The organism is Peribacillus sp. JNUCC 23, assembly GCF_053653995.1.
In genome coordinates, this window is record NZ_CM132202.1 from 4,010,707 (window position 1) to 4,035,847 (window position 25,141).

Consider the following 25,141-nt stretch of genomic DNA (forward strand, 5'->3'; position numbering starts at 1 on the left):
ATTGAAACCTCACCTAATAGAAAGATGGATGTTTTGGATGCTATATGGATTTCGGGAATTCTAGGTTACCGGCTTTTTGAGAAACTGTGTTCCTCTAGTAGACATTCAAGAATTACATGACTTAACGACACTAAAAAACCTATTGGATACAATAGACCTTTATCAGTCACAGGAACTTTACACTATTTTCGAAAGCCAGTGATTATAGAACAACTCAAAGCAACCTGTTCCCTTTAATCAAAAAAGGAACAGGACTTTTTCTAACGTATTTTTCATCTACTCGGCCGAAAGACCCTTCGAAGAAATCCTTTTTCTTCGTTCAATTTCACTTATTCATCTGCTGCCATTTGATAAATTCAATGATTATTTTATAATCTTGAACATTCTCCTTATCAATCCCGGTTTCTTTTAACCTATGGATAAAATCAAGCCATTCTTCATCTACAGGTGACTCCTCATCCTCTAATTCTCCCTCAGTTTTAAATAGCACTTTGATATCCACCTACAAAAAACCCGCAATTTTTTCCAACACTTGAATAGATGGATTTTTATTTAGGCTTCGCTCAATATTGCTTAAATACAATTTAGAGATAAAGGCCTTCTCTGCGAGCTCAGATAATGTAAGACCTCTTTGCTTTCGAATTCTTAGAATGTGTTGTCACCAATCATTTATTTATACCTTATTTATCACTAAATGTTTAAAACCACACTACTTTCACTTTCGTTCAGTTGGAACCTATATGTAACTTGAAGATTAGCAATCCAATTGTTAATCTTCAAAGTAACTAATTTAAACCTGCACTCTTAAGTAACTTTTCACGCAACTGATGACTCTCGATATATCTTCATCTGGCATATTGGATCCTGATGGAAGGCAAATACCCGTTTTAAATAATTGTTCCGATACATTTTCACTTTTACTATGGACATAGTAAGAATCCCTCTCAAAAAGCGGTTGCATATGAAGTGGTTTCCAGACATGACGGGCTTCAATATTTTCTTCACCCAGAGATTGTAACAATGATTCTACTGAAATCCCCGCTTCTTTTTCATCGATCCTTAACGTTGTCAACCAACGATTCGAGCGGGTATTTTCCAATTGTGGCATAAAGCTAATCCCAGGAATATAGGCTAATTCTTGTTGATATCTTTCGAATATAGCCCTTCTTGCTTCTACCCTTTCATTCAATACTTCAAGTTGCGCCCTTCCAACACCAGCTAAAATATTACTCATGCGATAGTTATACCCGCTTTCGCTATGTTGGTAGTGAGGTGCAAAATCGCGAGCTTGTGTTGCCAGAAAGCGTGCTTTCTTTATAGATTCAACATCATTAGAAACAAGCATACCTCCGCCTGAGGTAGTAATAATTTTATTACCATTAAACGAATAAACACCAAACTTGCCAAATGTCCCGCTCGCTTTGCCTTTGTACGTTGAGCCAAGCGACTCCGCTGCATCTTCGATAATAGGGACATGATATTCATTACATAAAGATAGAATTTCATCCATTTTTGCACTTTGACCATATAAATTAACGACAATCACTGCTTTTGGCAGTTTTCCATCTCTTAAAGCATCTGATAATGCACGTTCCAATGCTTGTGGAGACATATTCCATGTTTCTGGCTCCGAATCAATAAAGACCGGTTCTGCCCCTTGATAAATAATTGGATTGGCGCTTGCAACAAAGGTAAGACTTGAGCAAAAGACTTTGTCTCCTGCTCTTACATCCAGTAGTCTTAACGCCAAATGAATAGCGGCGGTCCCTGAACTGACTGCCGCCGCATCATTCATCCCAACATATGATGCCAGCTCTTTTTCAAACGCATCGACATGTGGTCCAAGTGGTGCAATCCAGTTTGTATCAAAGGCATCTTTTATATAATTTTGTTCATTTCCACTCATATGAGGGGAGGATAAATAGATTCTTTTTTTATGATTCATTTAATACACCCCCAATAGCATTTTTTCGTACAGTTCTAGCTGGAACACCCACTGCCGTACAATTCGCTGGAATATCATGAATAACGGTTGCCCCAGCTCCAATAACAGACCATTCTCCAATTTGAACATTGGGAATCACAACAGCTCCTGCTCCTATATGCGCCCCTTCTTCTACCGTCACAGTACCTGTCAGTGTGACACTCGGAGAAATATGTACAAAATCGTGAATTGTATTTTCATGTTCTACAACTGCATTCGTGTTGATAATCGTATGATTACCTATTTTGGCATCAGCATTAATAACAGCAGATGCCATTACTACCGTACCTCTCCCAATTGTGGCACTCGAGCTAACCACCGCTTGACTGTGTATCAATGTGGCAAAACAATGATCTGCAAGGCCCAACTGGTCAGCAATTGATTTTCTAACTTGATTATTCCCGATCGCTATAACGAACGTTAATTCATCAAAAAAAACAATCATCTTTTGGGCTCCGATAATTGGTCCATAATACATGCCATTGACTACTTTGACATCTTCATATTGATCATCTAAATAGGCGACAATTTCATATTCAATGTTTGAAAAAATAATATCTTCAATGACCTTGCTATGCCCGCCTTTACCAATAATCGCAATGTTCATCCGTTCCCTCTTTTCACAAATGATTTTGTTCCTTTAAATTTATCCATCGTTACATGTCCGTCTTGGTTGATTCCTTCCGATTTAAAAACTTTGATGGCTGTTAATAACAGTATTTTCATATCAAGCAAGATTGATTGATTCTCTACATACCATACATCTAGCTTAAATTTTTCTTCCCATGTAATCGCGTTTCTGCCATTCACTTGAGCCCATCCTGTAATGCCAGGTCTTACATCATGCCGTTTCGCTTGTTCTTCTGTATATAACGGCAAGTACTCCATTAATAAAGGCCTCGGCCCTACTAAACTGATATTACCTTTCATCACATTCACAAGTTGCGGCAATTCATCCAAACTATATTTTCTAAGAAATTTCCCAAATGAAGTCAAGCGAATATGATCAGGCAATAACTGACCATTGCTATCCCTTGCATCTGTCATCGTACGGAACTTATATACATAAAAAGGTTTGCCGTACAATCCAGGTCTTTGCTGTTTGAAAAGAATAGGAGAACCTAATTTCAACCGGACCAAAATAGCTACAGACATGATTATTGAAAACAAAATGATGAATAATGATAAAGAAATCAACAAATCAAAAAGTCGTTTCATTTGTACCCATACTCCTCATCGAGATTAAGAGAATTCTTCCTTGATCTTAAGATATATCTCTAACATGATTGCCCCTAAATAACGAAGGAACCATTTTGTTTAAGGCTAACTACTATATCTTTTTCTCTATGTCCGTTTGCTTTGATCTATTCATAACAAACATCATTTGTTGTTTAATATCGTTTATTAATTCAGTAGCTTCTAGCCTTTCTGATTCTTGACCTTTTTTGTAAATATTTATTAAGATGTCTTGAAATTGCTGTTGAGTCAGTTTTTCGGAAATATTCATCAGCCCTACTTCCCTCCATAATCAAAAAAATTAAGAAAATTAAATCAAAAATAAAAGTCACTTATTCTATTCTTATTATTTTTTCATCGTAACAGTAATTTAGTTTAGAAAAATTCAAGATTTTACTTTACCACCCATTCCAATTAGTATACGATCTTCTTCCATGTACCCATTTGGATTATTAAATTGCCATCTCCATGAATCTTCACACATCTCTTCGATTCCTCTTTCAGCAGTCCATCCTAGTTCTAAACTGGCCTTAGTTGGATCTGCGTAGCATATCCCTATATCACCGGGACGGCGAGCCGTAATCTTATATGGGATATTCCTGCCCGATGCTTTTTCAAATGCATGGGCAATCTGCAATACACTATATCCATTTCCCGTACCAAGGTTGTATGCTCCTACACCTGTAGACACAAGTATCTTTTCAAGAGATTTCAAGTGACCGGTGGCAAGGTCAACGACATGTATATAGTCTCTGACCCCAGTACCATCCAAAGTTGAATAGTCATCTCCAAATACATTAAGCTCATCCAGCTTTCCAACAGCAACTTGCGAAATATAAGGCAGTAAATTGTTTGGAATACCATTCGGATCTTCACCAATGCGTCCGCTCTTATGTGCCCCAATCGGATTAAAATAACGTAAAAGAGCAACGCTCCAATCATGGTCAGACACATGCAGATCACGTAAGATTTCTTCAATCATCTGCTTTGTGCGTCCATATGGATTCGTTGCTCCTAGTGCAAACTCTTCATTTATAGGTACTCGTGTCGGCATTCCGTATACAGTCGCCGAAGAACTGAATACAAGCTTTTTAACCCCATGTTCTTTCATCACTTCACACAATCGAATTGTGCCGGTCATATTATTGTCATAATACCGGAGCGGCAGATTAACAGACTCGCCAACTGCCTTCAGTCCTGCAAAATGTATCACGGCCACAATTTCGTTTTCAGAAAAGATCGTGTTCAATGCCTCCGTGTCAAGCAAGTCAGCTTCGTAAAAGATGAAATCTTTTCCCGTAATCTCCCGAACACGATTTAACGCTTCTGGCTTGCTGTTTGAAAAATTATCTACCACTACGATTTCGTATCCGGCATTTAATAACTCCACGCATGTATGAGTGCCGATATATCCTGCTCCGCCTGTTACTAGAATTTTCATCTATTCTTCCCTCCCGGTTATTATTGATCTTTTTAATCGTTTGCTAAGGTCATTACTTTTTGGGCAATAAAAAGACACCTCAATTTGTTCATTGGGATGCACGGTTTACTAGCATTTATTATCATCTTTTTCTATAAAAAGGTTACGAAAGCTTGTTTCTTACCTTTTTAGCTTAGGTTTTTTCTATTCTCTGTTTCTCATCTACTAACTTCCCCTTCTATTTTATTAACCTCATTGCTTCTTTACTTCATCTGTTTGTGCATATACTACAAATGGTAATCTAACGAGGTCGTAGCACAAAGTAGTAGAAAACCTTTTCATGGATATCTTCTACTAAGAAATCATCAGATCAATTGTTGGGATTTAACTAGTCTTTTGACCAACTATACTTTGATAATTTTCACCAACTACAGAAGACTTTCTATCAACTAACCGTATGATAGGTTTACATATAGAATTGATGACATATGATGAAATAAGACAAAGTATGAGCAACCAGGCAAAGATTAAAATTGGATATTTAGGCAAAAAAGTCAGTTTCGGAAAAATCGACATATAAAAAAACATATGGGTCAACCATATGTTCGTCGAATGATCACCAAAAAAAGTGAATACCTTCTGTATGAACCTACTTTTATCTATAAGATTAAAGAAACATATAAAGGCAATGGCCGTAAAAGGGGCAATAATCATGGACTCATAAAGGGAATGAATAATTACCAACATTAAAATACCAATCAAGCAGAATGTATTCTTATAGAAAAGACTGTGAAATTTATTGTATAGCTTTGAATAAATCTTTTCCTTTGCAAAAATGGAACCCACAATGAATGGCAGTAAAGATGTACCAACTAACACACAAGCGTTTATAAACATATTTAGAGCCGTGTTATCACCAAAGTCAAAGACATGTTTTATGCGCTGAACATAACTCACCAAATAGATTACACCGGAAAGAAACAGCAGCATAATAGAATTATATTTCCTTACTAATTTGACAAGTAAAGGCGCCAAAAGCACAAGAATGATATATGTCTGTAAGAACCACCATGCACCATTATATGAGTTTGATAATACAAAGAAGTTAAGAAAAAATTCTCCTAAGCCACCTGGAAACGCTTCAGTCTTACCTACAAGAAACCCAACAGTAACAAATATCAGAAGCACTATCCAAAAATTAATCAGCAACTTGAAGATACGCATAAAATTCTTCATCACGTTGGACTTCTGTTCCACATTATGAGTCATAAACAAGCCATAGCCGCTTGCGAAGCAATATATTGGAACACATGCATCCCCGAATAATCCTATGTAGTAGATCAAAGGTACTCCATTAATAGTTGGAAAGGTTTCATATAACCCATTAATCTCTTTTCGACAAAATAGATGAAGAAGCAGCATAAATAAAATAGCTACTCCTTTTAGAATCCTCGTATCATTTTTCGAAATCTCCAAACACTTGCCCTCCTTTCCCTCTATGGTTCTTAATAAAGCCTACCTTCATCAAATAATACTATGATTAGAGTTAATTAGATTTATAAAGGGTCACCTTAGTTTTAGTTTTTCTTTTCATGCTCCTTTTGATTTGTCTCTAAGGGTACTTTTTACTTTTAATCTTGTCAATACGCCGCTTAAAATATTCTTAATATATTGGAATTCTTCATTTTTATAAAAAATCACAATGTATATGATATTAGGAATAATCAAGCAAATGATCCCTCTAACTACCAAAGATATAAAGCCATTTCCTATTACAACTGCATTACATATATATGTTGTTGCAAAACAGGTTACAAGTGTTAAAACAACAAAAAAGCCATACTTTACAAAATATGACTGAACAGGTTTTTTAAACACATTCTTATAAACTATGCATGGCTGAGTCCAAAATATAGTAGTAATTGTACTTATTGCTGTTCCGATAAATATTCCTGCCAAACCAAAATACCTCACCAAAACTAATGAAGAAATTAGATTTATACCCCCTTCAATCAATGGAACATACTGATCTTGGACAAATAATCCCGCTTTATCTTTAAAAGTGGCTATTGCTGTACGCATCCCTGTCAAATAGAAATTTATTAATATGACAATAAACACTGTCTTTGCTAAGAGGAATTCTTTCCCAAGCCACCAACTAATAAAAGGCTCTAATAAGTTATATAAAAATATTACACATAATGAAATTATCCAGAAATTCACTAGATAAACAATTTTAAAAATCGAATAGTTTTTATCATTGCTTTCGGTAGCAATTAAATTCCCTACACTGGCCCCTATTCCACCTAATACAGATCTTACTAAAGCCGATAGTTGCCCCATTATCATTGTATAGTTAGAATAAAGTCCTACAGTTGCAACACTTACAAAGGACGCTATAAGTATATTATCTGTTCCAAATACAAGAAAACCACCTATATTATGAAAAAATAATGCTTTTACATTTTGGATTATGTTATTTTTTGTACTTATATCTATAATGAATTTTTCTTTTGTTTTAATATATCGATATCTATTATTTACAATTCTACCGTTAATTATATTTTGAAGGATAAATATTAAAAGTTCGATAGCCAAGTAAAGTATGTAGTTTTCCGTTAAAACAAGAACTATTATCTTAGCTATTGTAGTAAACACTTGGAATATAACATCCATTCTGACTAATACATAGCCTTTTTGGTCTGCATTTATCAAGGACCACCTATGAGCATTTAAATACGAGATCATATTCTTCGCTACGAATAAGAAATATATTATAGTAATGTTTGATATAGAATGTCCATCTTTCATTAAATTCCCTAAAAAGGGATACAAACAAATACTTATAAGAAAAATAATTATAGCTAATAATCCATATACTTTTTTGTACAATTGAACTAATGCTATTACTTTTTCTCTGTCATCTTCTGCCAACGGTTTATATAAGTTGTAAACTATACTTAGACCTATTCCACCCTCAACCAATGCCATCATAGACAAAACATTAGTAAGTAGACCATTGATTCCTAAATAATCAACCCCTAAGCTATCCAAAAAAACCTTTCTGGATATAAAGCCCAATACAACAATAACCAATTGAGAAATTATACTTATAGATATATTTTTTATTGAATTTGTTGTTCTCATAATTATCCTCTTTACACCTCGGCCTTTGTCGCACCGCAAGTAGGTTAATAAATATTAAAGTATACTTACTATACTATCTTAGAAACAATCTCACTTTCATATTTTTCATCTATAATTTCCTCAACACATGTTCCATTATCAACTTCACCAATATACTTATTTTTCACTGGCTGCTTCTCTGTTGCCTTTTGTAAAAACCATTCATATTCTATATCAATATGCCCAATATCTATTGCTTGATATCCCAAAATTGATAAGTCATATGCTAATACTGTAGCAGTTGGACCAAGGGCAATTAGTATTAATTTTGATTTATCCTGCTTTTTTACTGCATTCAAAATTTCATTATATTTTGAAAACGCGTCTATTGGCGGGCAAATTATTCTTTCAATAGAACTAACATCGTTAAATAGATCATTACCGACACCCAATCTACTTTGCGCTCCTTCTACAATAACAACATCTCTTTTATTCCATATTTTTCTAAACTTCTTAAAACGCTCTTCTGCCTTACTCTTATCCTTAAGATCTATATACAGCCGCGTAACTTGCGTATCATAATACTCTTTTTTCATATCTATCATTTTGTAAATCCTACTACGATTCAAATTTAGATATTTTGTCCAATAATTCTCTGATTTCTCAGTACACCAATTCACACTTTCAAAAACATTTGGAATACACACCATATGTCTTTGCTGTTTACTCTTAACAATTTCGTTTAATCTCAACCTTAGTTCTTCAGAATGCGACTGGAACATCAAACTTTCTCCATACATTAATGCAAATTCACCATCGCCGTACCGACTTACTGAATATTTATTACTAACAATCTTATCCAGAGTCTCATCAGTTGTTTTTACTACTGGGGGAGGCAATATAAATGTTATTATTCTGTTATATGGAATTGTGATAGCATCTTTAATTTTAAGAGTTGCATAGTAGACTTTTAGTAACATTTTTTTCATACATGGCTCCTCTTTAATGAATTATTAATTATCAGTTTATAGAGTAATGGATGAATTTTAGCAGCAGTCAACAATATTTTCACAGTTTTCGGGTAATCTTCCAACCTTATTGTTTTATTAAAATATTTATTTAATATATCTATAACCGCATAATACTTTTCTTTATATTCTTTAAATTTCCCACTAGATGATATTAGGTTTAGAACAACCATTGAACTATTAGCTAGTTTTAGAGCTACTAAACTACTTAATTCTCGATAGTGCTCATTTATAAATTTATACATTTCATCATATATTAATACAGCATCAATACTTATATTCTTTATAGCCCTATCCATGGTGCTACTATCACGCTTTATATAATTATATTTCGGTTCCCCTATACAACAAACTTTTTCGCTCCTATGTATAACTTTGTAGGTAAATGCCGTATCTTCATACATTACACCAATTGGAAATCTAATATCCTTCAGTAGACTTCTTTTAAATAATTTTGTCCATACCACTTCATCATATAGTTCACCCTCAAGCATTGTTTTCATTGCTTGGTTTCTATCATGGATAGTTAACGGATGAGTGCCATTGATAACAGTTTTATTATTAAAATAAATTTTGCTTGTACAACTGGCTATATCACAGTCATTATTAATGCACATATTGTAAAGTAATTCATACATATCGGGTTCAATCCAATCATCACTATCAACAAAACCTATGTAATTCCCTGTCGCAATATCTAGTGCCATATTTCTTGCTGTTGCTTGCCCGCCATTTTCTTTATGTACTACTCTCACTCTACTATCCTGTTCAGCATACTCATCACAAATGTTCCCACAATTATCAGGTGATCCATCGTTTACCAATATAAGTTCAAAGTCTGTAAATGTTTGTTCTAATATCGAATCAATACATTTGTGTATATATGGTTCAACTTTATATACTGGAACAATAATGCTTATTTTAGGATTCATGATTTTCTCATTCCTTCCTATTTAATATAGTCGATTAATTTGTCTACTTCCTTCAAAGTATCCCCTTCAGTTTTTTGTAAATTTTGCATGAACTTATTCTGTTGTTTAGGATTATCAATTAGAGATTTGACTTGTTTATATAATTTTTCCTCATCACATTCAACAATTAAGCCATTATATCCATCTTTAATCTGCTCATATGCCCCTATAAAGTTTGTTGTTACAATAGGTTTGTGCAAGCATTTTGCCTCTGCTAGAGTAAGACAATAACCCTCATGCCTTGATGTTTGAACATAAATATCTGCTTTGGCTATATATGGGTAAGGATTTGATTTTGCTCCCAATAAAATAAAGTGATCTTTTAAATCATACTTGTCTATTAATATTTCATATTCTTTTCTATGATTGCCGTCACCAATGCAATACCATCTAACATCGTACCCATCTTTACGTAACTTCGATAAAACTTGAATTGCAATATCTTGCCCTTTTTCCTGTGAAAGCCTCCCAACTGTTACAATCTTTGTGCCATTATAGCCATCATCGAACTCTACAGCTTCATTTGACATTTTTTTAATTAAATCCTTTGGTACAATGTTTAGAAAAACATCTGCCTTAGTTTCAACTGTCGGTATCTTTTCTATCAAACGTTTTCTAGCCTCTTTTGAAACAACAAATATCTTATTGAACTTGTTGTATATTTTGTTATATAATCTTTCATTAATTAAATGTCTTGAAACATCAAAATGGACCCACGATATTTTCTTCGTTGCCTTTACTTTATTGGCTATATAGTAATCAATCGTCTCCGTTGGTCCTTGGTAAGCTATTGCAATATCATACGTATCCGTATTGTTAGGAACACTTTTAAAAACCTGCTTGTAATAAAAGTGTCTATTGTGGAATTTTTTAGATATGAAATAGGCAGATAAAAAAGAAAGTATTTTTGTATACTGCTTGTTTTTGTAATAATCATTAATGGTTTGTTGTGGTGGCTGCATGATTATAGGTTTAACTTCTTTAAACCAGGTAGCCTCTTCAACTTTTACCCAGTCTGGAATGTACTCTAAAAAGCCACCCTTTTTTTCTAATACTAAAACAGTAATGTCATAGTTTTCTTTTGGAATAACTGATAGCAGGGAAAGCAGTGATTTTTCTACGCCACCTATATTCATACTGCTAACCATAAATAATATTTTCTTCATTATTACTCCCTCCTATCAGTACATTAACTCCACTTTCCTTTAACATAGAAAATGCCCCAAGTAGCCACGGTACGGTACTTGAGACATTAACTAATACTATCTGCAATTTCATACAATTTTCCCATCTCATTTGTAGTATCTACAATTTCACTTTTCAGATTTTCTCTAAACTTATTTACCGAGTTTTTATCATCCAATAATTGTCTGATAGCATTATACATTTGTTGTTCATCAAAATTTACGATTAAACCTGTTTGATCATGAGCTATTTGCTCACTTGCTCCTGTGAAATTAGTACTAATAATCGGATTATCAAAACATCTTGCTTCCGCAAGTGTTATGCAATATCCTTCATGACGAGATGATTGAACATATATATTACACTGTTTCATAAATGGATAGGGGTTAGGGGTAGCGCCTAATAGTATATAGTCATTTTCGACATTATACTCTTTTATAAGCTTTTCATATCCTTCCCTTGCACTTCCATCACCAATACAATACCATCTAACGTTATAACCATCTTCTTTAAGTTTAGCTAATACCGGAATAGTTAAATCCTGACCTTTTTCTTTACTCAATCGTCCGACAGTAAGAATCCTAACTCCACTAAAATTATCTTCAAATCCGACCTCTTCATCTGCCATTTTCCTTACAAGTTCAGGTGACATAATATTAAAAAAATTGTCAATTTTATCTTTTAATTGTGGTAGTTTACCAATTACCTTCTCTTTTCCCTCTTTAGATACAACAAAAATCTTATCAAATTGACTATATATTTTAGATGCGAAATGTTGATTAAACCCTATTTTCGTAATGTCAAAATGTATCCATTGAACCTTTTTTTTAGCTGTTATTTTATTTGCAATAAAAAAGCTTATAAAGTCCATAGGGCCAGCATAAGCTACCGCAATATCATATTTTTTTTCAACCACTGGATGACCATTTAAAATATATTTAAAAAAGATACTTCTGTCTTTCATAGCCTTTGATAGTAAATGAGAGTATGTTATCTGAAAAGCCTTTACTATTTTACCTTTTTTGAGAAGATCCAAAGAAGAAATATGTGGTGGTCTGTTCAGTATATTTTTTATATCCTGATAACCTTTTAAGTATTTAACATGAACTCCACTGGGGATGGAATTTAAAAAACTACCATACTCTTCTAACATTAAAATGGTGATATCATACTTATCTTTTGGCATCTCTGAAATCATGTTAAGTAATGCTTTTTCAGTTCCACCAACATTCATGTTAATAATCATAAAAATGATTTTCTTTTTCATGATACCTCCCAGCTAGTACAGCCAAAGAGCTTATAACTCTCAATATATTTGTATTTTTATTTCTTTCTAATTCCTTAAAATTAACCTATGAATTTAATCTACTTTACACACTCTCTATCATTAAGTATACTTTTTTAATTTCTTCTTCAGTTCCTACATTCTCATTACTTAAGTTTTTACAAAAATGTTCCTTCAAGTTGTTGTTTTCTATGATTTCTTTGACCCCTTCATATACCGCTTCTGAATTCATGCTAACTATTAGACCATTTTCCCTATTCGTAATTTGGTTATGAACTACTGTAAAATTTGTTGCTACTATAGGTTTTTGTAATATTCTAGCCTCAGCTAGAGCTAATCCATAGCCTTCAAATCTTGATGGTTGTACATATATGTCGCACTGTTTTAAAAATACATAAGGATTTTGATATATTCCTAATAATATAAACGTATCCTGGAGTTGAAGTTCTTTAATCATATTTTCTAACTTACTTTTCAAACTTCCTTCACCAATAACATACCATTTGAACTTATATCCTTGCATTTTTAACTTATAACAAGCCTCGATTGCCATATCATATCCTTTTACATCAACTAACCTTCCAATTGTTAGTATCCTTAATCCATCAAAATTATCATCAAATCCACCATCATTTAATGCCATAGATTTAACTAATTTTGGCGAGACTATATCATAAATTACGCTAGTTTTCTCTTTTGCACTAGGCATTTCATTTATAAAGACTGATTTATTATGATCAGATACAGCTATTACTTCCTTATATTGTTTATAGTACTTTGTATCGAAGCTTTTATTATACGGTGCTATTTTATAATCAGTGTTTACCCAGCATACCTTTTTAGCAGCTTCCACTTTCTCTGCAACAAAGTAAGTTGGTGTGCCTTGACTATAAGCTATAGCTACATCGTATTTCTTATTTAATTTATCTGCACCCTGAGAAATCCATCTCCAGCTTATTTGGGCACTATGCATATTTTTTTTATTATTTGGATTTCTAAGAGATAAAGATGCCCTCAGCCTTATATATAACTCTTTAAAGTTTTTGTTCTTTATCAAATATTTTAAAGAGTTATGTTGCACCTTAATAAAATCAGGAACATCTAATATATTAACTTTCTTAGGTAATAGTGGTAAATATAGTCCGACGGGTGAGAACATTAACAGATCCACATCATATTTTTGATAATCCAATAATGTCAGTAACGACACTAAACTCTTTTCAGCTCCTCCACTATTCAAGGAATCTATGACAAATAATATTTTTTTCATAGTATATTCCTCACCTCATGATCTTTAGATAATACATCGCTCAAATACTTCTTAGAAAGTATAATCTTTTTCTTTAGTATGTCTTTACTCTCTTTATAGTCAACCTTTTCCAATATCTGATTTAATTTATAGTTTTCACTTATTAATCTTTCGCCAATCTTTAAATCGTCCAATAAATCTCTCATTCTTGTGTTAATAGCTTCAGTTCTATTAACTATAATAAAGTCTTTTTCGTAAATTACCGAAAAGACAGCCGCATGGAAAGAATTAGATATAATAAATTGGGCATTTCTAACAAGAGATACAAAAGTATCTGGTCCATTAAAGCTAAAATATCTATCAGCATATCTAATTTTACCGGGATTTACAGTATATATTTTATATCCTTTTTCTTTAGCAACTTCGGTAGCTAACTTTTTTATTAGATTACTATTATCAAAATCATATACTAATATGTACTTCTCTTTAAATTCTTTTATTCCAATTTTGTTCCAGTCTTCTTTATCCAATAAGAAAACTGGATCAACAACATTAACCGCCTTATTTATATCCAATTTTTTTAAAATTTCAACGCCACTTTTTTCTCTTACACCTATAGCATCTAATCTTTCTATTCTCTTTTTTACCATATGTGTGTACTCATCTGAAATTGTATCAGTAGCAAAACTTGCTGCGTAGGATACCTTTATTTTTTCATCGGGTACAAAGTCCAAATAGAATGCAGGATCTTTTCCATTCCTATGCAAAGTATTCCAAATTTGATCACTGCCACATATATATGCATCTGCATTAGGGATATTCTTCTTTAGCTCATCATTAGAAGAAAATCGTGTTTCAGTTACTTTCAAGTACTTGGTAGTGAAATTATCAAAAGCTCTTTTTCTCTTTAATCCAGGTATTCTAACTGGAACCTTTAATATTAAATACACTAACTTTGTTAGATTATTTTTTTCCCACGTAGGATTATCAATGCTTAATAGATTGTAGTGATTATTTAAATAATCTGGTTTGTAATCTATTATTTCAACCTCGTGACCACAGTTCATTAAGTATTTCATTAAACCATATGCTTGCAAGGAAGCACCATGATTATATACGTCATGGCATGTAATAGTACATATCTTCATATTGTCACTTCCTTTATCCTAACTTCTAGATATTCATTGAATCTATTAAACTATACAATTTACTTAATTCGTAATTATTACCATAATTTGTTTTCCTGCAATTCTTAATTAACTCATTTCTAATAGCAGGGTCCTCATACAATTTTTCAATCCCGTCTGCTATTCCTTCAACAGACAATCCGGTAATATATCCGTCAAATCCATCCTTCACCTGGCTTTTTGCAGTTGTATAATTCGTAATCATAACAGGCTTTGCAAGTATTTGAGCTTCTCCCACCGTAACGGCCTTTCCCTCGTATCTGGAAGGTTGTACGTATAGATCCGCTTCTTTTATATATGGATATGGATTAGTCTTTTTTCCTAACAATATAAAGCTATCTTCTAGTTTCGATGCTTTGATCAAGTCTTTGATTATAGCTTCATCTCCGCCATACCCTACTACATACCAGGCGATATCATCATAACCTTTACCTTTTAATTCTTTTAAAGCCTTGACAGCATGATCGATTCCTTTCGCATGAGATAACCTCGCTACTGTTACAACCTTGAATCGATTGTCATGAATCATAGGATTATCTACTTCTTCATCAGCCATTTTTCTAATAAACTCTGGAGAATTGATATTTTCTATGACAACAACCTTATTTTCTAATTCACGATATTTTGTTAAAAATGAATGTTTGCATGCTTCTGATACAGCTATAATATGATCAAACTGATTCCACATTTTAAGGTCCATCTTAATATTTGTCTCCACTGTAGAATAGTCTGTGTGAATCCATGCTATTTTCTTCTTGGCTTTAACCTTGTCAGCAATAAAATAATGCGGCCACAAATAACTGATGGCCACATCGTATTCTTTATCTATTTTCGGAAGAAACGGCAAAGCATACTTCCACATCAATTGCATCTGGTAATATCCCGGCTCTGCTATCCTTTTTACCCTTCCTGTGCGGTCAGCATTGATTTTAGATAAAACTCTGGAGAATGCGATACTATACTGTTTAGCTTTTAAGGTTTCACTAATTGACTTTCTAAAAGTTGTATATTGAGGAACTTCTTTTACTAAATTCACTTTATTAGGAATTAAACTTAAAAAATCACCTTGATGTCTATATAACATTAGGTCAACAGCATGGCTTTTGTAATCAAAATTTTCAAGCATGCTTATAAGACTTCTTTCCACTCCTCCAACTTCCATATCAAAAGAGGAAATTAATATACTTTTCATATATATTCCTCCATACTTACGTTTTATAAATATTCGTCAGTTTTGTAATACCTATTGGTAATGAATAACTATTTCTTTCAAAACCATCAATGATATTATTACTATCTTTCTTTTTTGTGCCAACCAATTCTACTATTTTATCAGCCCAAGCATCAGCCCCCTTAGCTAACGAAAGCTTTGAAATTAAACCTATTTTCAAATCTGCTTCAGGCTGTATGGCATCAGATACAATACAGGGTAAGCCGCTAGCTTGAGCTTCTAATAGTACGAGACCTAGACCCTCATAAATTGATGGGAAAACAAATATATCCATACTATGCAGCATTGTATGAATATCATTTCTTACTCCAACAAATCTAATATTGTCATATATTCCTTCCTTTTTAGCCTCTTCTTCTATCTGAGATCTTAGGACCCCATCTCCAACTAATAACAATTTGACGCGGTTGTCTTTTTTTATCATACTTTTCATGATATCTAATAGAAACCAATGGTTTTTAGCCTCCATAAATCTACCAATATGACCTATAACTACACTGTTTTCTAATCCTTCTTCAGCTTTAAATTTGTTCATTTCATTCCTTGGTTCTTTTAAAAACTTTGAGTAATCAATTAAATTAGGAAAGTATGAGTATTTAGGTTTGTTCATCCCTTGTTGCCCAAATAAATAACTGCCTGCTTCATTACTACATGCTAATAAATTTGTTGAAAAAGTATTGATAATGGTTTTCATAGATTGCATATAAGTTTTTCTAATGAGACTGTCGCTTCTATCTAATGTTGTATGTGCATGCGATATTCTCACTTTTACACCGGCTAATTTAGCAGCTATAGCAGCTATACCACAGTGAAATAACGTGTGGGAATGAACCACATCATATGGACCATACTTTTTTATTACATTGAGAATTTCTTTTATTGATTGGGTTTTTGATAACTTTATTACTCTTCCACCCAAGCTTTTTATTTCTTCATCATAGTCAGCATCTTGTTTACTGTATGAAATAAAATCAAAATAGACTTTATTCCTATCGATATTTCTATATATATTCATCAACATCGTTTCTGTTCCAGCTCTATTCATGGCTCCAACAACATGAAGTACTTTTATTGGTTTTGAATTATTCATTTATATCTCCCTCAAAAACTTTCTGGAAACTAAGAAAGAACCACCTGAATATTGGAAACCAAACAATATCGGGTAGTTATAGTAAAGATCCTCTTCAATTGGTACCTATAATCCCCTGAATGAAGCATGCTGCAATCAAACCAATAATAGTGAATCATTTTTGGAACTTCATGGTTTTCATTCAATGATATACACACCCATTACAAAGAATATTTATTACTTCAACCTTTAGTTATTTTCTGAATTTTGACTTTTCCATTTTATGAATTCAATCAAAGTTTTAAATTCCTGAATTTGATCTTTACCGATATCTGAACGCTTTAAATCATTAATAAAATCAATCCAATCATTGTCTGACTGTTGTGGTGCTTCCGTTTTAGATTCTTTCACTAATAATATTTTAAGATCCACTCCTAAAACATTCGCGAGCTTAGTTAAAACATCGATGGATGGGTTTGTATTGATGTTTCGCTCAATATTACTTAGGTATGATTTAGAAATCTTCGAACGTTCAGAAAGTTCCGTTAATGATAATCCCCTTTTTTTTCGTATTTCATAAATATTTTTCCCAATCATCCATTGCTACCCCGTTTACTACTTATTTGGAGAATAAAGTTAAACTGGACGTCTACTTGTATTCTTCACATAATCAATCGCCCTTAATTGTTCTTCTACTCTTAGACTATACCCAGACGGAAGACAAATGCCTGTTAGTTACCTCTATTAAATAAAATAAAGCTAATTTGCCGGTTAATTCATTTAGTTTTATATAATTATTAAAATAAATTGCCCAATACATCACTTTTATATAATATATTCAGGCTTATTACATTCTCATAAAAGTAAAAAATAAAATAAAGAACTAAAAGAGTATAATAGATAAATCGTTGATCCTTTTTAAAAAAGAGTTCAATTAGCCAAGAAATTAATATAAGTTGGTACAAATTAAAGTAAATAGAAAACCTGGCAAATATCCATTGCTGGGTTGAAATAATCATAAAGACTAAACCTAACAATGACATATTCACGATATAATCACTTTTGGGGAATATTTCCCTTAACCTATCCCTACCCAGGTAAGCAATCAAAAGAGGTGCTGCACTTACCGCAACTCTTATAACACTTGCTCCTCCTTCATTGAATTTTGAGTAATCACTGTATTGGGAATCCTCAATTGTTGAAAATAACAAAGACATAAATTGGTCAAATCCTAATACAATTAGTACCGAAGTTGCTAAAACAACTAATGTAGCTTTTGTCCAGGCTTTTATTCTAACCAAGAAATAAATTGGAAGAAGGATCAAAGCACTTTGATGGAAGGTTGATGCAAAAAGGATAATTACTGCGTATCTTTTAAAGTTGCCATTTAATAAATATTTGGTTGCCGTAAAAAAAATAGCAGCTGCGAGTACCTGTCGTATTCCATTCATCGAAACTAATTGCAAACCACCCGTTATGTACACAAATGTGCTCAACTCGAACAGTCTTGAATATTTATACAGTACCAGGACAATCAAAACATTTGTTATCAGTGCTGTAACGAAAATCAATGTCTGTGGATCTTCAGAGTACTTTTTCAAAATCATCTGAAGAATTCCGAAACCCATATCCTTTTGCGATACAATATAGTCCCAGGTGAAATCATTCTCTACATAGATATTTTTATAATTAAAGGTATCTCCAATATTTGTTCGTAATCCTGAAACTATAACTAAGCAAAGCATAACACCAAAGACTAATATTTTGTTCGGTTTAGGGTAAGAGAACAAACCTGCAGTCGTTACAGAAGAAGAACTGGCAAAGTATCTTCCGAAATACGATAAAATAAATACAATGGCAAGGTTAATCCATAGTATGGTCATGTAAGATATCCTTTCAACAGTAACTTTAGTCTTGTTTAAAAAGAACAAGAACTGTCAAAAGCAATAAATCCCTTACTATGCAGTCCTTGTTCTTTTTAAAATAAATAAATATAATAAAATGCCGAATGGAAATGCTAAAATGGTTAGTAGCTTTTGTGGTGTTTCTATAAATAGCCTTGAGTTTTTCAAGAGCAAATTACTGGATACGTAATGAACCGCTTGCCTGAATTTAAAAATCCATCCTCCAAAAGGTAATTTCATCAGTTCTTTCCGATAGAACGAAAATCCCATTGGATTTGTCCGGTATTGCTTTAACATATTCATTGATGATCCATCTGGAAGATATTCCACATAACACACAATCTCATTCATTAAAAGCATTTCATATTGCTTATCCAGCATATAATATTTATATGCCAAGCCAACATATTTTTCTTGATTGAATATAGGATAGGGAAATTGTTTAGTTAACTCTGTACGATAGACGAGCTTCTTATCTCCCGTTGCCCCATATTTGTCATATAAATGAAATAAGGTGGAAGTCTGAACATCCTCTGGTAACTTCGAACCGATTATTTGGTTATCCCTAGTAGCATCAAGCGCAATGAGTCCGCTCACCTTTTCATTCCCAAATTCACTCCAAAAGGAAACGATTTTCTGAACGGCGTCATCTGCCAAATAATCGTCAGAGTCGATACAAACATTAAGTTCAGTTTCAATTTGTTCATATGCCGCATTATGGGCACCGTGCATTCCTTTGTTTTCTTGCCAATAATATTGGATTTCAATTTTCCTTTCATTCATCCAGCTATTTACTAATTCTTTCGTATTATCGGTCGAACCATCGTCTATAATAAGCCAAACAAAATCCTTACTCGATTGACGGATAAGACTTTGATAACAAGTATCAAGACAATAGGCTCTATTATAGGTTGGGGTAAATACAGTTAAAGTTTTCATAACGTTCACCCTGAAATCCCTAAATAAAAGTCTTTCATCTCTTGTGCTGTCTCTTTTATTGAATAGCCTTGTTTCAATAAAGAATTCGGTTCAATCTTTCTTTTGTTTGGATGATTTGCCGTTTTGTTCAATTGAGATGCCCAATTCCCCGTAAAATTAATGGGGAGATATTGAATGAGTTGAATGCCCAAATCAACTTCTTTTGAAATTTGATCCGATATCAGACAAGGTAAACCAGCTGCCTGTGCTTCAATAAGTGAAACAGGCAAACCTTCATGAAACGATGGAAAAACAAAAACATCAAAGGCTTGTAGAATTCGATTTATATCACTTCGTATTCCGATGAATTTCACTTTGCTATCTAGTTGCAACTTTGTTACTTTTTCTTGAATTTCTTTCTTTAATGGACCATCTCCAACCAAAACCAAGATGGAGTTTTTGTTATTCTTATAAAACTCCGCAAAGATATCTATCAAAAAAGAGTGGTTTTTTTGATGGGCAAACCTTCCAACATGTCCCAGGACGAATGTTTGAGCTTCAATGGCTAATTCTTCTCTAACCACATTCCTTATATCTGCCGAGAATGCAAATGGCTCATATTCAATCCCATTTTTTAGAAGTCTGGCGTTTCTTTCTTCACCTTCAAATAACCATTGAGCAGCTTTATTCGAACAGGCAAAGAAATTTGTGGCATTTTGGATGATAAATTTTCCGGCATACCATTTGTACATTTTCGCAGCAAAGCCGCCTTCACTTTGTGTATTATGACTATGTGAAATTCTTATGGGGATCCCGGCCTTTTTTGCTGAACGCAAGACAATTCCGCTCATTTTATCCATGTGAGCGTGAACCACTTTATAAGAAGAATGTTTTGAGAAAAATTCATCTAGTCCACTTTGATATTTGAAATGGCCAACATCAGTCAAATAATGAACTCTGTGTATGATTCCCCCAAGTTTTTCAATTTCATCATCAAATACACCTTCCTTGGATGTCAGAAAATCAAATTGAATTTTTGACCGGTCGATATTCCTGTACAAATTCATGATAAGTGTTTCTGCACCACCTCGGTTCATGTTCACAACAACATGTAGAATTCTTAATGGGCCGTCCACGCTAATTCCTCCTTTCCATCCATGTAATACTTATAAATTCCACTTTTAGCTTCCAAAACTTTTTTTGCACTATATTTCTCTTCAATCATTTTTCGGCTCTGGTTACCATATATAAGAAGCTTTTCGCTCTGTGTAGCCAGACTTTGAATTTTTTTGGCAAATGTATTTGCGTCATTATAAACCAGCCAACCATTATGACCATTATTAATTAATTCTCTGTGACCTCGGTTATCATTGGCTATTATCGGCAATCCACAGGCCATTGCTTCCATAATATTGACCGGTAGTCCTTCTCTTAAACTAGAAGCTACGGCAAGATCACTTATCTTCAATAAACTATCAATGTCTTTACGGAAACCCAGGAAATCTATCATTTCCGAAACACCTAATGTTGCGGCAAGTTTCTTGCATTCTTCCAATAAAGGTCCATCTCCTGCTAGAAGTAATTTGGCATTTGGCACTTCTTTTTTTAGTAAAGCAAGAGCCTGGATCAGTAATTGCTGGTTTTTGTTTCTATTAAACTCTGCTGCATAAAACATGAGAAAATCTTCCTCATTATAGCCATGCTTAGATCTTAACTCCTTTTTGTTTAACGATGTAATCGGATGGAAGCGTTCTGTATCAACACCGACACCATGAACATGTTTGATTATCTCGGCTTTAAAGTTTCTGTTGACAGCAATTTTATAGTCCTCGTTATTAATCGTGATAAGACAATCCGTCCACTTTGCAAGTGTTTTTTCAATTGGGTAATAGAGCATCCAATTGATCAATGGCGCCCCCTTACAAAAATGGAAGCCATGTGCTGTATACATTACTTTCGTTCCTTTTTTCCTGGTGTTTCGTGCTGCTAATCGGGACAACGCACCACCCATTGGCGTATGAGAATGAACGATTTGATACTGGTTCCTATCTATGATGGTTTTTAATTCTTTATATGCTGTGAAATTTTCCTTATTTATAGGTGACCGATGTATCGGAAGTTTAAACTTTTTATCGACAAACGGGAGATCCCTATCGCCCGCTGCGGCAATATGTACTTCCCAACCTTGTTCTTTAAACCACTTCAGAATCGGCAGATGAAAAGCTTCGAAGTGGTAATCGACGGTTGCACAAAATAAGATTTTTTTTTGCATTTTTTATCATCACCTATTATTTTGATTGAAGCTATTTAATCAATTCTTTTTCTAGAATGGAAGATAAATAAGTTAATAATTTTGGTCTTAAATCCTCACGTTGCAAGGCAAATTCAATCGTGGTTTGAATAAACCCCATTTTTTCGCCTACGTCATACCTGACACCTTCAAAATCATAGGCATAAACGGCTTCGTATTGATTTAATTTGGCAATCGCGTCCGTTAGTTGAATTTCACCACCGGCTCCAGCATCTTGCTTGCTTAATATTTCAAAGATCCTTGGACTCAAGATATAGCGGCCCATTATAGCCAAATTAGATGGTGCATCAGCTTGTGCTGGCTTTTCAACAAGCTGTTCTACACTATAAAAATGTTCTCCAATTTTGTTTCCTGCTACAATTCCATACCTTGAAACTTCATCATCAGGAACGGTTTGTACTCCTAAAATAGAAGCATTATATCGTTCGTATTGTTCAATCATCTGTTGAAGGCAAGGCTTCTCCGCTTGGACAATATCGTCTCCTAATAGCACGGCGAATGGTTCATTTCCTATAAACTTTCGTGCGCACCAAATCGCATGGCCCAATCCTTTAGGTTCTTTTTGACGAATATAATGGATATCCACTAGCTTTGAAGTCTTTTGTACTTCATTTAACAAATCAAATTTCCCTTTATCAAACAGGTTTTGTTCTAATTCAAACGAATGGTCAAAATGGTCTTCAATCGACCTTTTTCCTTTTCCGGTAACAATAATGATATCCTCAATACCTGATTCTATTGCCTCTTCCACAATGTATTGAATCGTCGGCTTATCGACAATTGGAAGCATTTCCTTTGGCATTGCTTTGGTTGCTGGTAGAAATCTTGTACCTAATCCAGCAGCTGGTATGATTGCTTTTCTTACCTTCATTATTAACTCTCCTTTAAATTGTCAGAAGTGATTGTGTGACGTGTTTGTTATTCGCTAAATGAATCAGCTTCTCCCGTAGAGTATCTTTATCTAAATCTGAAAAAGTCGAGATAATTTCTTCAATCTCCTGTAGAAAAAGTTCTGCTGTTTTTCCGATGTAGATTTTTGGGTAAACTTGCATTTCATGTACTTCATCTTCTTTTAATAATTCTTCGAAAAGTTTTTCACCTGGCCGAATACCAGTGAATTCAATCCCAATTTCTTCGATAGAGTTACCAGACAATTTGATTAAGTTTTTAGCTAAGTCCACTATTTTAATTGGATCTCCCATATCTAAAACAAATATTTCCCCTCCCTCTGCTAAAGCCCCCCCTTGAATTACTAATCTGGATGCTTCGGGAATGGTCATAAAATAGCGGACCATGTCAGGGTGAGTAACTGTTACCGGTCCACCTTTTTCAATTTGTTTTTTAAACATAGGTATGACACTGCCACGGCTTCCTAATACATTTCCGAATCTTACTGCAACAAACTTTGTGCGACTATTTTTGTCGAGGTTTTGGATAACCATTTCAGCTAGTCTTTTGGTTGCACCCATCACACTAGTAGGATTGACGGCTTTATCTGAAGAAATCATGACAAAAGTGCCTACTCCATGCCAGCTTGCTGCGTTAGCCACATTCATCGTACCTACTAAATTATTTTTCACCGCTTCTTCTGGATTACGTTCCATTAATGGTACGTGCTTATGGGCTGCAGCATGATACACGACATTGGGTTGGTATGTACCCATTACAGACATCATCTTCTTGGCATCCTGAAGATCAGCAATTTCTGTAATAAATTGAATAGTAGATTCACTGAATTTTTCCTTTAACTCCATTTCAATAGAGTATATGCTGTTTTCTCCATGTCCTAATAAAATTAGTTTTTCCGGATTAAAGTTTGAAATTTGTCGGCAAATCTCAGAACCAATTGATCCGCCAGCTCCCGTTACTAAGATTGTTTTTTGTGTAATATATTCTGAAATACTATTTATATCGAGTTCTACTTGTTCCCTGCCTAATAAATCTTCCACTTGAACATCTCGAAAATGATTGACAGATACCTTGCCAGTCATTAAATCTTCTAGCATAGGCAAAATTTGTGTTTTGGCCTTTGTTTTAGCACATTCGTTAAAAATCGTATTTAACTCTTTTTTGCTGAGTGACGGAATAGCAAGGACGATATTTTCAATATCCAATTTTCGGACAGTGTCTTCAATATTTTTAACGCCACCAATAACAGGAATACCCAATATATCAAGATTTTGTTTATTTGGATTATCATCAATAAAAGCTACAGGTAATAAATCAGCATCCTTATTTTTTAATAGTTGCCTAGCCACCATAGTTCCAGCGGATCCGGCTCCAACAATCATTGTTCTTGTTTTATGACTCGTGCTGTTAGAAAAGAAGTCACGCAACATTCTCCAGCAAAATCGTGATCCGCCAATTAGTAACATGTGCATGAGCCATGTTACGGCTAGCAGCCGGAAATAAATCTCCCCAAGTATGATTTTCTGGACAATCGCCGTCAATAGGACAGAATATGTTACTGTTTTTAAAATAATCAATAATTCTCCAATGCTTGCATACTCCCAAGCCTTTTTATATAAATTGAACATTAATGCAAAAACATGGTGACTCATTAATATCGTGACGGCACTTATGACAATCGAGAAAGTAATCACATGGAATGTAGCACTGACTAAAAAACGGCTAATAAAAATAGCCGTTAACACGATACAAGAATCAATTAAGAAAAATAAAGATAATCTCTGCTGATAGGTCATTCTCTCCACCCCTTTTTTAATTAATAACTTTTTTCGAGAGGTGTGAGTCATGGGTTAACATAAATCTTCTTCTCATAATCGCTTGGTGAATTAAATGACTAATCTCTTCTAATTGCTCCTTCGTCGTATCTTGTTTAATATACCGGACAGCTTTTTTTATTGATTTTGGAAATTCATCTAGATCCTTCATCCTTTTAGCTCCTTTAAAAATAAAGTTTTCAATTATAATTTCTCGTTTTAGAAACGTTATAATTGAAAACTTTATAATAATCAGGGCATTCAACCCCCCCTCACATCACACTTCCGACGACCGGCGTCTAAGGTTTTTTACA

Annotated in this window: 25 protein-coding genes; all 25 read right to left on the reverse strand. The window is 33.8% G+C overall.

The window, feature by feature from the left end; genetic code table 11:
• Positions 1 to 325 precede the first annotated feature (325 nt).
• Positions 326 to 490 carry a hypothetical protein gene (locus JNUCC23_RS19250; RefSeq protein ID WP_454213053.1) on the reverse strand — a complete coding sequence of 55 codons (165 nt, stop codon included), beginning with the start codon at positions 488 to 490 and terminating at the stop codon, positions 326 to 328.
• Between the two features lie 12 nt (positions 491 to 502).
• Entirely contained in the window at positions 503 to 652 is a 150-nt protein-coding gene (locus tag JNUCC23_RS19255; RefSeq protein WP_454216149.1) for a helix-turn-helix domain-containing protein, read from the reverse strand.
• Between the two features lie 138 nt (positions 653 to 790).
• Positions 791 to 1,945 (reverse strand): aminotransferase class I/II-fold pyridoxal phosphate-dependent enzyme, encoded by a 1,155-nt coding sequence (locus JNUCC23_RS19260; RefSeq protein ID WP_454213055.1) that lies wholly within the window; start codon positions 1,943 to 1,945, stop codon positions 791 to 793.
• Positions 1,935 to 2,591: an acetyltransferase gene (locus tag JNUCC23_RS19265; RefSeq protein ID WP_454213057.1), complete on the reverse strand. Its 657-nt coding sequence runs from the start codon at positions 2,589 to 2,591 to the stop codon at positions 1,935 to 1,937. The genes JNUCC23_RS19260 and JNUCC23_RS19265 overlap by 11 nt, the downstream gene beginning before the upstream one ends.
• Entirely contained in the window at positions 2,588 to 3,202 is a 615-nt protein-coding gene (locus tag JNUCC23_RS19270) for a sugar transferase (protein ID WP_454213059.1), read from the reverse strand. The genes JNUCC23_RS19265 and JNUCC23_RS19270 overlap by 4 nt, the downstream gene beginning before the upstream one ends.
• Before the next feature lie 112 nt (positions 3,203 to 3,314).
• On the reverse strand, positions 3,315 to 3,491 hold the full coding sequence (locus tag JNUCC23_RS19275) for a hypothetical protein (RefSeq protein WP_454213061.1): 177 nt from the start codon (positions 3,489 to 3,491) through the stop codon (positions 3,315 to 3,317).
• Between the two features lie 114 nt (positions 3,492 to 3,605).
• Positions 3,606 to 4,661 carry a UDP-glucose 4-epimerase GalE gene (gene galE, locus JNUCC23_RS19280; protein WP_454213063.1) on the reverse strand — a complete coding sequence of 352 codons (1,056 nt, stop codon included), beginning with the start codon at positions 4,659 to 4,661 and terminating at the stop codon, positions 3,606 to 3,608.
• A gap of 363 nt (positions 4,662 to 5,024) precedes the next feature.
• The gene (locus JNUCC23_RS19285; RefSeq protein ID WP_454213065.1) at positions 5,025 to 6,116 is read right to left on the reverse strand and encodes an acyltransferase family protein; all 1,092 of its coding nucleotides are present in this window, start codon (positions 6,114 to 6,116) and stop codon (positions 5,025 to 5,027) included.
• Between the two features lie 114 nt (positions 6,117 to 6,230).
• The gene (locus JNUCC23_RS19290; RefSeq protein ID WP_454213067.1) at positions 6,231 to 7,787 is read right to left on the reverse strand and encodes a lipopolysaccharide biosynthesis protein; all 1,557 of its coding nucleotides are present in this window, start codon (positions 7,785 to 7,787) and stop codon (positions 6,231 to 6,233) included.
• A gap of 68 nt (positions 7,788 to 7,855) precedes the next feature.
• Complete coding sequence (locus JNUCC23_RS19295) at positions 7,856 to 8,755, reverse strand: SP_1767 family glycosyltransferase (RefSeq protein WP_454213069.1); 900 nt, start codon at positions 8,753 to 8,755, stop codon at positions 7,856 to 7,858.
• Positions 8,752 to 9,726 (reverse strand): glycosyltransferase, encoded by a 975-nt coding sequence (locus JNUCC23_RS19300; RefSeq protein ID WP_454213071.1) that lies wholly within the window; start codon positions 9,724 to 9,726, stop codon positions 8,752 to 8,754. Before JNUCC23_RS19300 ends, JNUCC23_RS19295 begins: the two co-directional genes overlap by 4 nt.
• A gap of 17 nt (positions 9,727 to 9,743) precedes the next feature.
• A complete protein-coding gene (locus JNUCC23_RS19305) occupies positions 9,744 to 10,931 on the reverse strand; it encodes a glycosyltransferase (RefSeq protein WP_454213073.1) in 1,188 nt (395 codons plus the stop codon).
• A gap of 86 nt (positions 10,932 to 11,017) precedes the next feature.
• Positions 11,018 to 12,217: a glycosyltransferase gene (locus tag JNUCC23_RS19310; RefSeq protein ID WP_454213075.1), complete on the reverse strand. Its 1,200-nt coding sequence runs from the start codon at positions 12,215 to 12,217 to the stop codon at positions 11,018 to 11,020.
• Positions 12,218 to 12,320: 103 nt separating this feature from the next.
• Positions 12,321 to 13,505: a glycosyltransferase gene (locus tag JNUCC23_RS19315; protein ID WP_454213077.1), complete on the reverse strand. Its 1,185-nt coding sequence runs from the start codon at positions 13,503 to 13,505 to the stop codon at positions 12,321 to 12,323.
• On the reverse strand, positions 13,502 to 14,632 hold the full coding sequence (locus JNUCC23_RS19320; protein WP_454213079.1) for a polysaccharide pyruvyl transferase family protein: 1,131 nt from the start codon (positions 14,630 to 14,632) through the stop codon (positions 13,502 to 13,504). The genes JNUCC23_RS19315 and JNUCC23_RS19320 overlap by 4 nt, the downstream gene beginning before the upstream one ends.
• 25 nt (positions 14,633 to 14,657) lie before the next feature.
• Entirely contained in the window at positions 14,658 to 15,863 is a 1,206-nt protein-coding gene (locus JNUCC23_RS19325; protein WP_454213081.1) for a glycosyltransferase, read from the reverse strand.
• Between the two features lie 16 nt (positions 15,864 to 15,879).
• Positions 15,880 to 16,992, reverse strand: a complete 1,113-nt coding sequence (locus JNUCC23_RS19330; RefSeq protein WP_454213083.1) for a glycosyltransferase family 1 protein — start codon at positions 16,990 to 16,992, stop codon at positions 15,880 to 15,882.
• Between the two features lie 228 nt (positions 16,993 to 17,220).
• Complete coding sequence (locus tag JNUCC23_RS19335; protein ID WP_454213085.1) at positions 17,221 to 17,568, reverse strand: helix-turn-helix domain-containing protein; 348 nt, start codon at positions 17,566 to 17,568, stop codon at positions 17,221 to 17,223.
• A gap of 200 nt (positions 17,569 to 17,768) precedes the next feature.
• Positions 17,769 to 18,854 (reverse strand): EpsG family protein, encoded by a 1,086-nt coding sequence (locus JNUCC23_RS19340; RefSeq protein WP_454213087.1) that lies wholly within the window; start codon positions 18,852 to 18,854, stop codon positions 17,769 to 17,771.
• A gap of 75 nt (positions 18,855 to 18,929) precedes the next feature.
• Positions 18,930 to 19,814 carry a glycosyltransferase family 2 protein gene (locus tag JNUCC23_RS19345; protein ID WP_454213089.1) on the reverse strand — a complete coding sequence of 295 codons (885 nt, stop codon included), beginning with the start codon at positions 19,812 to 19,814 and terminating at the stop codon, positions 18,930 to 18,932.
• Positions 19,815 to 19,819: 5 nt separating this feature from the next.
• Positions 19,820 to 20,929 carry a glycosyltransferase family 1 protein gene (locus JNUCC23_RS19350; RefSeq protein ID WP_454213091.1) on the reverse strand — a complete coding sequence of 370 codons (1,110 nt, stop codon included), beginning with the start codon at positions 20,927 to 20,929 and terminating at the stop codon, positions 19,820 to 19,822.
• Complete coding sequence (locus JNUCC23_RS19355; RefSeq protein WP_454213092.1) at positions 20,914 to 22,065, reverse strand: glycosyltransferase family 4 protein; 1,152 nt, start codon at positions 22,063 to 22,065, stop codon at positions 20,914 to 20,916. Before JNUCC23_RS19355 ends, JNUCC23_RS19350 begins: the two co-directional genes overlap by 16 nt.
• A 31-nt stretch (positions 22,066 to 22,096) precedes the next feature.
• A complete protein-coding gene (galU, locus tag JNUCC23_RS19360; RefSeq protein WP_454213094.1) occupies positions 22,097 to 22,975 on the reverse strand; it encodes a UTP--glucose-1-phosphate uridylyltransferase GalU in 879 nt (292 codons plus the stop codon).
• 13 nt (positions 22,976 to 22,988) lie between these two features.
• On the reverse strand, positions 22,989 to 24,809 hold the full coding sequence (locus JNUCC23_RS19365; protein ID WP_454213096.1) for a polysaccharide biosynthesis protein: 1,821 nt from the start codon (positions 24,807 to 24,809) through the stop codon (positions 22,989 to 22,991).
• Between the two features lie 16 nt (positions 24,810 to 24,825).
• On the reverse strand, positions 24,826 to 24,999 hold the full coding sequence (locus tag JNUCC23_RS19370; RefSeq protein ID WP_454213098.1) for a hypothetical protein: 174 nt from the start codon (positions 24,997 to 24,999) through the stop codon (positions 24,826 to 24,828).
• Between the last annotated feature and the right edge of the window lie 142 nt (positions 25,000 to 25,141).